Origin of the sequence: Actinoplanes sp. NPDC049802, from assembly GCF_040656595.1 — a bacterium.
In the GTDB taxonomy this organism is placed as follows: domain Bacteria; phylum Actinomycetota; class Actinomycetes; order Mycobacteriales; family Micromonosporaceae; genus Actinoplanes.
The window spans coordinates 61,538-74,159 of sequence record NZ_JBFAMR010000013.1; the positions used below are offsets into that span (position 1 = coordinate 61,538).

Genomic DNA, 12,622 nt, shown 5'->3' on the forward strand with positions numbered 1-12,622 from the left:
TCGAACCTGGAACTGACGTAGCAGGCAGCCGGAGGGCAGGACCCGCTCGGGTCCTGCCCTCCACCGCTCTGCCGTCCAAGTGACAAGTGTCACCGTACGCGGTCGGCAGCGAGGCCTTTCATGATCGCCATCGATGCCGCTGACCGGCGGCGACGGGCGGCGTCCCCCCGAGGCCCAATACGTTGGGTATTCGCCGAAAGGGGTGTCCGAGTTCGCTCCCCGGTGCGAAACTTCGAGAAAGCCGAAGGCCGGGCGGTAGATCGCGGGGAATAAGGGTAGCCTTACCTGCCGAGATCAGTCCCACCGGCAGTGAGGTGCAGTCATGGCGAACAGACCCGCGCGACCGTGCCACGAGGCCGTGGTCACCCGCGTGGAGCAGCTGACCCCGCACATGGTGCGGGTGGTGGTCGGCGGCGACGCTCTGACTCGGATCGAGGCCGGGCGGTTCACCGACCACTACATCAAGGTGCTCTTCCCGCAGGCGGGCGTCGACTATCCGGCGCCGTTCGACATGGGTGTGATCCGCGAGACGATGCCCCGCGAGACGTGGCCCGCGGTGCGCACCTACACGGTCCGCAAGTGGTTGCCCGAGGCCGGCGAGATGTGGGTCGATTTCGTGGTGCACGGGGACGAGGGCATCGCCGGGCCGTGGGCCACGCGCGCTCGTCCGGGCGACGCGTTCCGGTTCATGGGGCCGGGCGGCGGCTACGCGCCGGACCCAGCCGCGGACTGGCACCTGCTCGCCGGCGACGAGAGCGCCCTGCCGGCCATCGGCGCCGCCCTCGAGCACATGCCGGAAGGCGCGCGGGTCCTGGCGTTCATCGAGATCGGCGAGCCCGACGAGGAGCAGAAACTCGACTGCCCCGGCGACGCCGAGATCACCTGGCTGCACCGTGGCCGGCGGCCGGTCGGCGAGGCCCTGGTCGGGGCGGTGCGCGGCCTGGAGTTCCCGCCCGGGCTGGTGCAGGCGTTCGTGCACGGCGAGGCCACCTTCGTGCGTGACCTGCGCAAGCTCCTGCGAGTCGAGCTCGGGCTGCCGACGAGCCGGCTCTCCGTCTCCGGATACTGGCGCCGCGGCATGAACGAGGACGGCTGGCAGTCCAGCAAGAGCGAGTGGAACGCACAGATCGAGCGCGAGCAGGAGACCACGACCGCCGCTGTGTAAGGAGCGTGACCCCAGGCGCTCGATACCATGGGGTCCGTGGTGATCACCGGGAAGACCCGTGCCGGCGGACTGTCGGCGCTGACCGCGCTCGTGCTGGCGGCGGTGAATCTACGGCTCGCGGTCACCAGCATCGGCCCGGTTCTCACCGAGATCCGGGCCGGTCTGGACATGAGCGCCACGGTCGCCGGGTTGCTCACCTCCGTACCGGTCATCTGTTTCGCCTCGATCGGCCTGGCCGCGCCCCGCCTGGCCCGGCGTCTCGGCGCCCCGCGGGTGGTTCTCGGCGGTCTGCTCCTGCTCACCGTGGGCCTGGCAGTGCGGCCCCACACCGGCGCGCCCGCCCTGTTCCTGCTGTTCAGCGCCGTGGCGCTGGCCGGCATCGCGCTGGTCAACGTGCTGCTGCCGTCGATCGTCAAGGATCGCTTCCCGGACCAGGTCGGCACCGTCACCGGCCTCTACACCGTGGCGCTCAACGTGGGCGCCACCACGGCCGCCGCCGCAACCGTGCCGCTCACCGGCGCCTTCGGCGGCGACTGGCGGCTCGGCCTGGCCTGCTGGTCGCTCGCCGCGGTGGTCGCCCTCCCGCCGTGGCTGCTCCTGGCGCGCACCGGTTCCACCACCCCACCTCAAGATCAAACCCCGAATCCGGTACGCGTGAGCCGGCACCCGGTGGCCTGGGCCCTGGCCGTGTACTTCGGGCTGCAGTCCACCTCGGCGTACGTGATCATCGGCTGGCTGCCGCAGATCTACCGCGACGCGGGCCTGTCCGCCTCCCTGGCCGGCCTGCTGTTCGCGGTGACGTCCCTGCTCGGCGTGCCGTTGTCGTTCCTGCTGTCGGCATACGCCGGCCGACTGCGCTCGCAGAGCGGCATCGCGGTCGCGCTGGGCCTGTTCGGCATCGCCGGCTGGGCCGGCCTGTGGGCGTCCCCCGCCGCCGCCCCCTGGTTGTGGGCGGCGCTGCTCGGCGTGGTGAACGCCACCTTCCCCCTGGCCCTCACGATGATCGCGCTACGCGGCCGCACCCCGGCCACGGTGGTCCGCCTGTCGGCCTTCGCCCAGAGCGCCGGCTATCTCCTCGCCATTCCGGGCCCGATCGTGGTCGGGCTCCTGCACGAGGTCACCCACGGCTGGCGGGTCCCCCTCGCCCTGATGATCATCCTGATGGTCCCCCAGCTCATCGCCGGCTACGCCGCCGGCCGAGACCGCCAGATCTGAGAATCTCCGGTACGCGTGCCCCCGTCCCGCCCCGATCGGACCGTCCCGTCCGTGCGGCGCGATCTCACTGCCCGCTCCGGCCCGTGCCGCGCCCGCCGGGCCGAGATCAGTGGTCCCGCCGGCCCGCCGACCGCCACCCACCCGCCTGCCGCCGCTCCGGACCGTCCACCTACGGCCAACTGTCAGGGCTGACCCTGCTGGCCAAATCACCCGCCCCGCCCCGCCCGCCTGCACGCCCGCCGGGCGGGTGCCGGGCGGGTGCCGGGCGAGCGCCCACAGCGCACCGCCGGTGCGCCCCGAGCACCGCCGTGACACTCGTGAGCGACCGCGCAGGGCCCCGCGTGCGTGCCGAATCCCTCGGCCCCGTCCGCCCGCCGGGCGGGCACACACAGCGCACCGACGGTTCGCCCCGTCGCCCCGTCACCCCGTCACCCCGTCGCCCCGTCGCCCCGTCGCCCCGTCGCCCCGTCGCCCCGTCGCCCCGTCGCCCCGTCGCCCCGTCGCCCCGTCGCCCGGGTGCCTGGGTGCATTCGTTTCTGAGTGAGCTGCGAACTCATGATCGTCGCGGTGGTCCCGCGTCTCGGCTGGTCGGTGCCGCACGTGGTGGTCATGGGTGATGCCAGGGGTCGTCGGTGGTCGCCGGATGTCATTACTGCTGGCCGGGGCCCTCTCGCCGATCTCCCTCAGAAATGAACGCACCCCTCGCCCTGGCGTCCTGGCGCCCTGGCGTCCTGGCACACGGGCGTCCTGGCACACGGGCGTCCTGGCGCACGGGCGTCCTGGCGTCCGGCGGGCGGAGGGCCGGCGTGCAGGGCGATGTGTGCTCGGAGAACACGACACCCGTAGTGGGTGTGACGACACCCGTTGCGGGTGTCACGTCTGCGGAACACAGATAGCCGAGATCCGTGTCCCGTCTCCCCCGGACGGGGACTCGTCTCCGCGTCCGCTGCCAGCCGGTGAACGTGATGGTGATTCCGTGCGACGGCCGGCCGGTGCCACACGCTGGAGTTCACGGGGCAGCGTCAGCAGCGATCGCCGAGGAGCCATCACCGGCCGGCCGGGTCGCTTCGCCGGCCTTGCCCAGCGACGAGCACACCGTCCACGCAATGCCGTCCACATGCGCAACCACCACAACGGACGATCTTCACCGGTCTTCGACCACCGACCACCAACCACCGATCGCCGTCGCCGGTCATCGAACCCCTGATCCACGTCCGGTGTCCGCTACCCCGCACCCGCGTCGTAAGGCCTGACGGCCCGGGACCGAACCGGATACACGCTGAGAGCGAACCCCTACTAACAAACCAGCAGGATCAGCACTGACGCTGATGGCCAATTGTTCTCCCTGCCTACCCGCGGCCGGCAGGCACCGGCCAGCACGCACGTAAGGCTCTGCGTGGTCGTTCACGGGTGCCACAGCGGCGGTCCGGGCACACGATCGGTGCGCTGTGCACGCCCACCTGACCGGCGAGCGCGGGGCGAGCGCGGGGCGAGCGCGGGGCGAGCGCGGGGCGAGCGCGGGGCGAGCGCGGGGCGAGCGCGGGGCGAGCGCGGGGCGAGCGCGGGGCGAGGGCAGGGCGAGGGCAGGGCGAGGGCAGGGCGAGGGCAGGGCGAGGCGAGGGCAGGGCAGGGCGAGGCGAGGGCAGGGCAGGGCGAGGCGAGGGCAGGGCAGGGCGAGCGCGGGGGCAGGGCAGGGCGAGGCGAGGGCAGGGCGAGGCGAGGGCAGGGCAGGGCGAGGCGAGGGCAGGGCAGGGCAGGGCGAGGCGAGGGCAGGGCAGGGCAGGGCGAGGCGAGGGCAGGGCAGGGCAGGGCGAGGCGAGGGCAGGGCAGGGCGAGGCGAGGGCAGGGCAGGGCAGGGCGAGGGCAGGGCAGGGCAGGGCGAGCGATCTTGCCAGCAGGGCCAACTCTGGGAGCCAACCGAAGACGATCTCTCACCCGGCGGCGCGCTACGGCCGCAACCCGGCAACCGCACCGCGAAAAGCCGGACCCGGTGACCCGTGCGGCGCCAGCCGCCCGGGTCGGATCGTGCGGCGCCAGCCGCCCGATCAGGCACGGGCGGAACGGCCCGAATGTGGCGGGGCGATGTCACGCGTACCGGAAGGATTCTTCGGTGAATAGGTTGGTGAGGGCGTCGCCGAGGCGTTCCCGCCAGCAGAGGCGGTCGTGACCGCCGGCGAACTCGGCGTAGGTGACGGGGTAGCCGCGAGCCAGCAGGACGTCACGGAGGTGACGGTTGGGACGGAGGGTGACCCACTCGTCCAGGCCTACCTCGACGTGCCAGCGGATCGGGCGGCGATCGGTGACCGCGATGTGGTGGGCCAGCCACTCGGCCTCCTCGTCGCCGGGGGTGTGGCTCTTCCACCAGAACGCGCCGGACTGGCTCAGCACGTTGCCGAAGCGGTTCGGGTGGGTCATCGCGGTGAACGCCGCCATCAGACCGCCCAGACTCTGGCCAGCGATGACGGTACGGGACGGGTCGGTGGTCGGCGCCAGGTCACGGCCGGCTGTTCCGGGAAGGGTGGCGAGGAATTCGGCGTGCCCGGGGTGGCAGGCGTATTCGGTGGAGCGGGTGGCGTGGTCGGCGCCGTCCGGGAGCAGGGCGACCACGGGCGGGATGCGGCCCGCCGCGATCAGGTTGTCCAGGATCGGGGCAACCGGCAGCAACGGGGCCCACAGGTCGCCGTCGAGCAGGACCAGCAGGGGGTACGGTCCGGCGTCCGCGGTGTGGCCGGGCGGCCGGTAGCGCCACACCCGGCGGCCGCCGGCGGTGGTCTCGTCCACGATTCCGGCCGGTCCCGCGGGGTCGGGCCGCCACCAGCGTGGTTCCGGGGTGGCGGCGGGAGCCGCGGCGACCGACTTGTGCGGCGGTCGCTCTTGCGGGAACGTCACCGGGTTGAGCGGATCGGGCACCCCGTTCGCCGCCGCCCGCCGCAGGTCACCGGATCCGTCGTCGGGGGCGAGGTGATAGGTGGCCTGCCAGTCGTCGCGGACCCGGTAGGTGAGGTGCCACAGGTCGGTGCCGGGCATGTGCCGCATCCGGGACCGGGCCAAATCCGAGCGGTCCACCAGCTTGTTGACGAGGGCGAGAACGTCCCGCACCGGCTCCCGCTCCCGCCACAGGAAGGTGATCAGCGTCGCGTCGCCGTCCTTCTCGACGAGGGGCGATCCGTCACGTTCGATCTCGGCCCAGAACCGGTCGAGCGCGGTCGGGCCGGCCGCCCGCAGGGCCTCGATTCGAGGGCTCTCGACGATGACCGGAGGCCACACCCGCGGCACCTCAGGCGGCACCGACGTGGTCGGCACGTTTGACGGCATCTCGGACCTCTTGCCCAATCTTCGACTTCGGTTGGTAACTCTCTCACGAGCTGAACACCCAGCCCACCCCTGAACTGGTCGGCCGGGTCGGTGCCGAGGAAGGTGCTATGGAGGCCCTTCCGGCCGGTGTCGCGGGCCGGGCCACCACCATGGGCCCGGGCGGCGCCGCTGCCATCTGAGCGCTGACACAAGGGCATTTTCGTTGAGATCTGACGAAAATGGCTGCTTGACGGGAGGTTGGATGTAGGTAAAGTTGCCTGGTGTTGATCCGATTCGAGGCCTCCAACTTCCGCTCCCTCGCGGAGAACGCGGAACTGTCGATGGTGGCGGTCGACCGGGACCGTGACGGGGCACGAGAAGCCCCGCATCTTGGCGAGAGCCTTCTCACCGTGGCGGCCGTCTACGGGCCGAACGCCTCCGGGAAGTCGAATGTCGTCGCGGCTCTGGCCTGGCTGCGGGATGCGGTGGTGCACTCGCTTCGCTACTGGGACGACGAGATCCCGATCGAGCCGTTCGCCTTCGGCGACGGACCGTCCCAGAAGACCGAGTTCGTGTTGGAGGCTCTGGTCGACGGCATCCGGTTCGAGTACTTGCTCGGTCTCGACCGGGAGAGCGTCCATTACGAGGGCCTCTTCCACTACCCGGAGCGAAAGCGCCGACGGGTTTTCGAACGTGAGGGTCTCGACCTCAAGTTGCAGCGAGGCCTCGGCGGCCTCTCCGGAACCCGCGAGTTGCTCACTCCGACAACACTCGCCCTTGCCGCCGCACGCCGCTTCGACGACCCGCTCGTGACAGGTTTCAGCAAAGAACTGACGAGCATGGCGGTGTTCGGTCTGCCACGTGATTCACGGAAGGCTTCCCGTGGCCTCAGGGACCCACGGTCGATCTTGAATTTGAACACGACCATGCGCTGGTTCGAGCAGGAGGAGCAGCCGACGCTCTTCGAGGGCTCCTCGCGCTCGGAGGACAGGCGACAGGCTCTCGCCCTTCTGCAATTGGCTGACCTCGGGATCGTCGACGTCATGATCGAGAAAGAGGTGATCACGTTCCTCGATTCTCCTGAGGAACCGCAGTTCCGTCGCCGCCTGCGGCTGACACACAGAACCGGGAACAGGACCGCGCCACTCGAGTTCTCCGAGGAGTCGGAAGGAACACGGACCTGGTTCCGGTTGATCGGACCGTTACTGAACACTCTCCGTCAGGGCACCACGATGGTCTTCGACGAACTGGACGCCAGCCTGCATCCCACACTCTCCGCCGAGTTGCTGCGGATCTTCCACAGTCCGGTACTCAACCCCCACGGCGCTCAGCTGATCTTCACGTCTCACGACACCAGCCTCCTCAATCATTTGAACCGAGACGAGGTCTGGCTCACCGAGAAGGGCGAAGACGGAAGGACCCGGCTCGGTGCGTTGGCCGAGTTCGCCGGCGAGCGCGTCCGCCGCTCTCAAAACCTGGAGAACGCCTACCTGCACGGCCGTTTCGGGGCGCTCCCGCAAGTCGATCAGACTGCTCTCCTCCGCGCTCTGGGCCTGATCGGATGAGACAGGACGGTGCCGGCCAGCGCCGAAAGGGCGGCAAACCGCTCAAACGGGTGACCGGAAAGCGACCGGAGCTTCGTACCGTCGTGGTCTTCTGCGAAGGAACGAAGTCCGAGCCGGACTACGTCAACGGCATCAAACGGTTACCCCATGTCGCGGCGAACACGGCACTCAACCTGGAGATCCACCCTGATCAGGGCGCGCCGATCACGCTCGTGAGGATGGCGGTCGAGCGCAAGAAGGACCCTGAGGTGGACGAATGCTGGTGCCTCTTCGACGTCGAGTGGCCGCAGAACCACCCGAGCCTGCGTGCGGCCATCACCCTGGCCAAGGCGCACGACATCAGGCTGGCCATCTCCAACCCCTGCTTCGAGATCTGGCTCATCCTGCATCACCAGGATCACACCCGCTTCGAGAACACCGATGTGGTGGAGAGAGCGAGCCGAGCGCTCGACGGGCGCAGGGGCAAGGGCATCGACGTCGGCGTCTACATGCCGCTCCGTAAGGAGGCCGCACGGCGAGCCGCGCTGCTGGAGAAACGGCATCTGAGCGCGGGAAAGCTGTTCCCGAACGACAATCCTTCGTCCGGAATGCACCGCTTCCTGAAGGCGATTGAGGGCTGATGGGGACGGCCCGGTGTGCCGAGACCGAGGAGGTGCCGGCGCACCGGGCCTGATCGTGTGGCCCGGCGTAGGTCAGGCGGTGGGGGTGAGCAGGTCGGCGGTGAGTTCCGCGGTGGGGGCGACCACCCCGCAACGGGTCTGGATGTGGCGGAGGGCGTCGGCGTGGTGGGCCGGGCTGAAGTCGGCGATCGCGTCGGTGACCACGAACGGCTCGATGCCGCGCATGAAGGCGTCGAGGGCGGTGGCCAGGACTCCGATGTGGGCGTAGACGCCGGTGACGATCAGCTGGTCGCGGGCGCCGAGCAGGTCGCCCAGGTCGGTGCCGACGAAGGCGCTGTAGCGGCGTTTCGTGAGGACCACGTCGCCGGGGGCCGGGCGCAGGGCTTCGGTGATGGCGAGGGCGTGCGGGTCGGCGGGCGGGCCGTCGCCCCAGAAGTCCTGGAGCAGGCCGCGTTCCTCCCGGGACTGCCCGCCGGGCTGAGCGGAGAAGAACACCGGGATGCCGGTACGGGCGGCGTGCCCGCGCAGTTCGGCGATGTTGCCGACCACCTTGGACAGCAGGGCGTTGTCGGCAGTGCCGAACGGGGCCAGGAAGTAGTTCTGCATGTCGTGCACGAGCAGGGCGGCCCGGGACGGGTCGACCCGCCAGCCGACCTTGCCGCTGTCCCGGCTGAAGCCGCTCGGCACGTGATAGGGGGTGATGCGGGGGAGCATCAGGCTGTTCCTTTCGAGGCGGCGAGATCGCGGAGGAGGGCGCGGAGTTCGCGGCGGCTGGTCTTGCCGACGCCGGTGACCGGGAAGCTCTGCACCACCCGGAGCCGGTCGGGGATCTTGTAGGTGGCCAGTCCGCGCTCCCGCAGGTGGACGCGGACGTCGCGCAGCTTCGGGGCGGGCATGCCGTCCTTGACCACGACGAAGGCGCAGCTGCGCTCACCGAGGTAGGTGTCCGGCACGGAGACGACCGCGGCGTCGTGCACGGCCGGGTGGGTGAGCAGGTGATCCTCGACCTCCTCGGCGGCGATCTTCTCGCCGCCACGGTTGATCTGGTCCTTGGCCCGGCCCTCGACGACCAGGTATCCGCCGTCGAGCCGGCGGACCAGGTCGCCGGTGCGGTAGAAGCCGTCGTCGGTGAACGCGGTCCGGTTGTGCTCGTCGGCCCGCCAGTAGCCGCGGATCGTGTACGGCCCGCGGGTCAGCAGATGCCCCACCGTTCCGTCCGGAACCGGGATGTCGTCGTCGTCGACCACCAGCACCTCGTCGTCCGGGGAGATCGGCCGGCCCTGGGTGTGCAGGACGATGTCGTCTCCGTCGTCGAGGCGGGTGTAGTTGACCAGGCCCTCGGCCATGCCGAAGACCTGCTGGAGTTTGCAGCCGAGCACCGGCCGGACGCGGGCGGCGACCGAGTCGAGCAGTTTCGCCCCGCCCACCTGGAGAACCTCCAGGCTGGACAGTTCCGGCCGGGAGCCGGCCGCGGCGTCGAGCCAGATCAGGGCGAGTGGCGGAACCAGCGCGGTGATGGTGACCCGCTCGCGTTCGATGAGCGGGAACACCGTGGCCGGGTCGGGTGTGGTGGAGAGCACCACCTTGCCGCCGGCGTGGAAGACGCCGAGGACGCCGGGCGACGACATCGGGAAGTTGTGCGCCACCGGCAGGACCACCAGGTACGAGGTGTCCGGGGTGATTTCGCAGATCTCGGCGCTGGCCCGCACGCTGTAGAGGTAGTCGTCGTGGGTTCGCGGGATCAGCTTCGGCAGGCCGGTGCTGCCGCCGGAGAGCTGGAGGAACGCCAGGTCGGAGGGGGACGGGCCGTCGGGCGCCGTGCCCTCGGAGTAGAGCGAACCGAGGGCGGTGTGCTCGCCCGGGTCGCCGGCCACGATGACGCGGGCCCCGCCGGCCACGGAGGCCAGGGTCCGGTGGTCGAAGCCGTCGTACACGTCGGTGGTGATGAGGGCGACGGCGTCGGTGTGCGAGCAGAAGTAGCCGATCTCGGCGCTGCGGTGGGCGGGCAGGGCGAAGACCGGCAGCGCCCCGAGCCGGAACAGCGCGAAGATCACGTCGAAGTAGGCGGCGGTGTTCGGCAGTTGCACCACGACCCGGTCGCCCTTGCGTACCCCGAAGGTGTGCAGGCCCGCCGCGAGGCGCGAGGCGCGGTCGTGGAGCGAGCGGTAACTGACCCGGGCGTCGCCGTCGACGACCGCGTCCCGGTCACCGAACCGGTCGGCGGCCTCACTGAGCAGGCCGAACAGGGTTTGGCCGGTCCAGTGGCCGAGTTTGCGGTAACGCTCGGCGACGTCATCGGGCCACATCGAACACTCCCAGGGCGGTCAGCATGGTGCCGAGCTTGGCGGTGGTCTCGGCGAGTTCGGCGTGCGGGTCGGAGGCGGCCACGATGCCGGCGCCGGCGTACACGTCGAGGCCTTCCGGGCCGGCGGTGGCGCACCGGATGGTGACCGCCCACTCGCCGTCGCCGTCGGCGTCCGCCCAGCCGACCATGCCGGCGAAGAAGCCCCGGTCGAACGGCTCCAGTTCGGCGATCGCCCGGCGGGCCGCGGCCGGTGGGGTGCCGCAGACGGCGGGGGTCGGGTGCAGGGCGGTGGCCAGGGCCATCGAGGAGACGTCCGGGTCGATGATCTCGCCGGTGATCCGGGAGCCCAGGTGCCACATCGTCGGGGTGGCGGTGAGCGTCGGTTCGGACGGCACCCGCAGGTTCCGGCAGAACGGCCGCAGGCCCTCGGCGACCGCCTCGCTGGCGAAGGTGTGTTCGTGCAGGTCCTTCGTGGACTCCAGCAGGCCGGCGGCACGCCGGGCGTCCTCGGCCGGGTCGGTGCTGCGCGGGATGGATCCGGCGAGCGGGTTCGCCGAGACGGTCCGGCCGTGCCGGGACACCAGCAGTTCGGGGCTGGCGCCGAGCAGGGTGCGCCCGGCGCCGAGATCGATGCCGAAGGTGTACGTGCCGGCACCGCCGTACGCGAGCGCGCGCACCACCGGGGCCGGGTCGAAGCCGGGGGCGGCCAGCCGCAGCGCACGGGCCAGCACGACCTTGGTGTACTCGCCGGCCTGGATCTCCTCGACCGCGCGGGCCACCGCGGCGACGTAGCCCGGGTCGGGGATCGCCGGCAGGCTCTCCCGGGCCGCCGAAGCGGCCGGGACGGTGGGCGCGGCTCCGAGGACGGGCGCGCGCCGCAGGCGTCGTGGCACGACGAGACGGGCCGGGGCGTCGGGTGCGAACGGGACGGCCCCGACGACGGTGCGGACCGGGTGCCGGGACGTGCCGAGGACGGCCGCGACCTGTTCCGTCAGGTCGGTGAGGCCGGACGTGTTCACCTCGGTGTGCACGCCCTCGGCGAGGAGGGTGCCGCGGGGCGACACGAACACCGACGACTGCCCGGCCTGGTAGGCGTCGAGCAGGTCGGCTCCGTCGAGGGTGGAGACTGCGACGGACACGGATGATTCTCCCTTCACCGGCTGGGGTGGCCGGTCGGTGATCAGGCTCGGAGGGTGGCGCCGCCGTCGACGTACAGGTCGTGCATGGTGATGTGCCGCGCCTGGTCGGAGGCGAGGAACAGCACGGCGTCGGCGATGTCCTCCGGGGTGGCGATGCGCCCGAGCGGGATGCCGACCCGGAAGGTGGCCGGGTCGCCGTCGAGGACCGGGGCCGGTACGCCGTCGGTCCAGAGTTGCCGTTGCATCGGCGTGTCGGTGGAGCCGGGGGCGACCACGTTGCAGCGGATCCCGTACGGCGCCAGTTCCAGGCCGAGACACTTGGTGAACATGGTGCTGGCGGCCTTCGACGCGGCGTAGGCGGACATGCCGGAGCGGGGCACGCCCGCCGCGTTCGAGGAGACCGTGACGATGGCGCCGGAGCGGCGCGGGATCATCCGCCGGGCGACGGCCCGGCTGACCTGGAAGACACCGGTCGTGTTGACCGCGAAGGTCTGTGCCCAGGCGTCGTCGGTGAGGTCGACGACGTCGCCCATGTGCAGCACACCGGCGACGTTGACCAGCAGGTCGAGCGGGCCGAGGGACCGCTCGGCGGCGTCCACGAGGCCGTCCACCTGCTCGGCCGAGGTGACGTCGGCGACCCGCGGGAGGATGCCCGGGTGCTCGTCGGCGAGGAGCGCGACGCCGTCCTCGCGGCGGTCGGCGGCGGCGACCCGGACGCCTTCACCGGCCAGCGCGACCGCGACGGCCCGGCCGATGCCCTGTCCCGCGCCGGTGACCAGCGCGGTCTTCCCGGCGAGGCCTTTCATCGCGGCGCTCCGGAAGGCACGGCCGATCCGGCGGGCTCGGCCCGGTCGCTGATGCCGGGCTCCTCGGCGACGTCGCGGCGCGGGTTTCCGGAGTCCACGGGCATGGTGACACCGCTCCTTTGGGGTTAGGTAAGGCTAACCTAGCATCGAAGCCCGGGAGCGAGGAGGGGGGATCACGTCACGCGCCGATGTGGACCGGCGCGGAACGGGAGACCCGCGCGCCCCCGTCTCGGCCGATGGCACCGTCGGGCCGGCGGGCAACCCCGCCCGCACGGGCAGGACCTTCGGCCTGTGACCCGGGCCGCTCCGGCGTGGCCCAATGGAGGTATGACCACCACGCCCGTTGAGAAGACGCCGGAGCCGCGCTATTCGACCCCGACCGGGGAGCCGTGCCCGTACCTGGTGCGGGCCGACGGCACCGTGGAGGGGGACGGCGCCTGCCGGGGCTGCGGTTCCTGCCTGCTCGGCGCGCACTGGGAAGAGAACTGACAAACCCCTTCCCAACCCCGCAGA

10 protein-coding genes are annotated in these 12,622 nt (G+C 71.3%); 5 read left to right on the forward strand and 5 right to left on the reverse strand.

The features are described 5' to 3' along the window. Positions 1 to 322: 322 nt before the first annotated feature. Both AB0I88_RS12225 and AB0I88_RS12230 read left to right on the forward strand, forming a co-directional pair. Entirely contained in the window at positions 323 to 1,165 is an 843-nt protein-coding gene (locus tag AB0I88_RS12225; protein WP_361021772.1) for a siderophore-interacting protein, read from the forward strand. Between the two features lie 36 nt (positions 1,166 to 1,201). Further along, a complete protein-coding gene (locus tag AB0I88_RS12230; protein WP_361021775.1) occupies positions 1,202 to 2,380 on the forward strand; it encodes an MFS transporter in 1,179 nt (392 codons plus the stop codon). 2,085 nt (positions 2,381 to 4,465) lie between these two features. On the opposite strand, the gene fes is transcribed toward AB0I88_RS12230, so the two are convergent. After that, entirely contained in the window at positions 4,466 to 5,647 is a 1,182-nt protein-coding gene (gene fes, locus AB0I88_RS12235) for an enterochelin esterase (RefSeq protein WP_361021778.1), read from the reverse strand. Between the two features lie 368 nt (positions 5,648 to 6,015). Between fes and AB0I88_RS12240 the strand changes: the two genes are divergently transcribed. Continuing rightward, positions 6,016 to 7,239, forward strand: coding sequence for an ATP-binding protein (locus AB0I88_RS12240; RefSeq protein ID WP_361021782.1), 1,224 nt, complete (start codon positions 6,016 to 6,018; stop codon positions 7,237 to 7,239). Then, the gene (locus tag AB0I88_RS12245) at positions 7,236 to 7,859 is read left to right on the forward strand and encodes an RloB family protein (RefSeq protein ID WP_361021785.1); all 624 of its coding nucleotides are present in this window, start codon (positions 7,236 to 7,238) and stop codon (positions 7,857 to 7,859) included. The genes AB0I88_RS12240 and AB0I88_RS12245 overlap by 4 nt, the downstream gene beginning before the upstream one ends. A 72-nt stretch (positions 7,860 to 7,931) precedes the next feature. Here AB0I88_RS12245 and AB0I88_RS12250 read toward each other — a convergent pair whose 3' ends face one another. From AB0I88_RS12250 to AB0I88_RS12265, 4 genes are read right to left on the reverse strand one after another with little or no spacing between them, the layout of a single operon-like run. Next, positions 7,932 to 8,573, reverse strand: coding sequence for an isochorismatase family protein (locus AB0I88_RS12250; RefSeq protein ID WP_361021788.1), 642 nt, complete (start codon positions 8,571 to 8,573; stop codon positions 7,932 to 7,934). After that, positions 8,573 to 10,165 (reverse strand): (2,3-dihydroxybenzoyl)adenylate synthase, encoded by a 1,593-nt coding sequence (locus AB0I88_RS12255; RefSeq protein ID WP_361021791.1) that lies wholly within the window; start codon positions 10,163 to 10,165, stop codon positions 8,573 to 8,575. Before AB0I88_RS12255 ends, AB0I88_RS12250 begins: the two co-directional genes overlap by 1 nt. After that, positions 10,152 to 11,303: an isochorismate synthase gene (locus AB0I88_RS12260; protein ID WP_361021794.1), complete on the reverse strand. Its 1,152-nt coding sequence runs from the start codon at positions 11,301 to 11,303 to the stop codon at positions 10,152 to 10,154. Before AB0I88_RS12260 ends, AB0I88_RS12255 begins: the two co-directional genes overlap by 14 nt. Positions 11,304 to 11,344: 41 nt before the next feature. Continuing rightward, a complete protein-coding gene (locus tag AB0I88_RS12265; RefSeq protein WP_361021797.1) occupies positions 11,345 to 12,109 on the reverse strand; it encodes a 2,3-dihydro-2,3-dihydroxybenzoate dehydrogenase in 765 nt (254 codons plus the stop codon). Positions 12,110 to 12,436: 327 nt separating this feature from the next. On the opposite strand from AB0I88_RS12265, the gene AB0I88_RS12270 reads away from it, so the two are divergent. Continuing rightward, positions 12,437 to 12,598, forward strand: coding sequence for a hypothetical protein (locus AB0I88_RS12270; RefSeq protein ID WP_361021800.1), 162 nt, complete (start codon positions 12,437 to 12,439; stop codon positions 12,596 to 12,598). The last annotated feature ends 24 nt before the right edge of the window (positions 12,599 to 12,622 follow it).

What these genes read in the sequence shown, in the direction of transcription:
- AB0I88_RS12270 (WP_361021800.1), top strand. Translation starts at nt 12,437, where the DNA reads ATGACCACCACGCCCGTTGAGAAGACGCCGGAGCCGCGCTATTCGACC.
- AB0I88_RS12255 (WP_361021791.1), bottom strand. Translation starts at nt 10,165, where the DNA reads ATGTGGCCCGATGACGTCGCCGAGCGTTACCGCAAACTCGGCCACTGG.
- AB0I88_RS12245 (WP_361021785.1), top strand. Translation starts at nt 7,236, where the DNA reads ATGAGACAGGACGGTGCCGGCCAGCGCCGAAAGGGCGGCAAACCGCTC.
- AB0I88_RS12240 (WP_361021782.1), top strand. Translation starts at nt 6,016, where the DNA reads ATGGTGGCGGTCGACCGGGACCGTGACGGGGCACGAGAAGCCCCGCAT.
- AB0I88_RS12250 (WP_361021788.1), bottom strand. Translation starts at nt 8,573, where the DNA reads ATGCTCCCCCGCATCACCCCCTATCACGTGCCGAGCGGCTTCAGCCGG.
- AB0I88_RS12265 (WP_361021797.1), bottom strand. Translation starts at nt 12,109, where the DNA reads ATGAAAGGCCTCGCCGGGAAGACCGCGCTGGTCACCGGCGCGGGACAG.
- AB0I88_RS12225 (WP_361021772.1), top strand. Translation starts at nt 323, where the DNA reads ATGGCGAACAGACCCGCGCGACCGTGCCACGAGGCCGTGGTCACCCGC.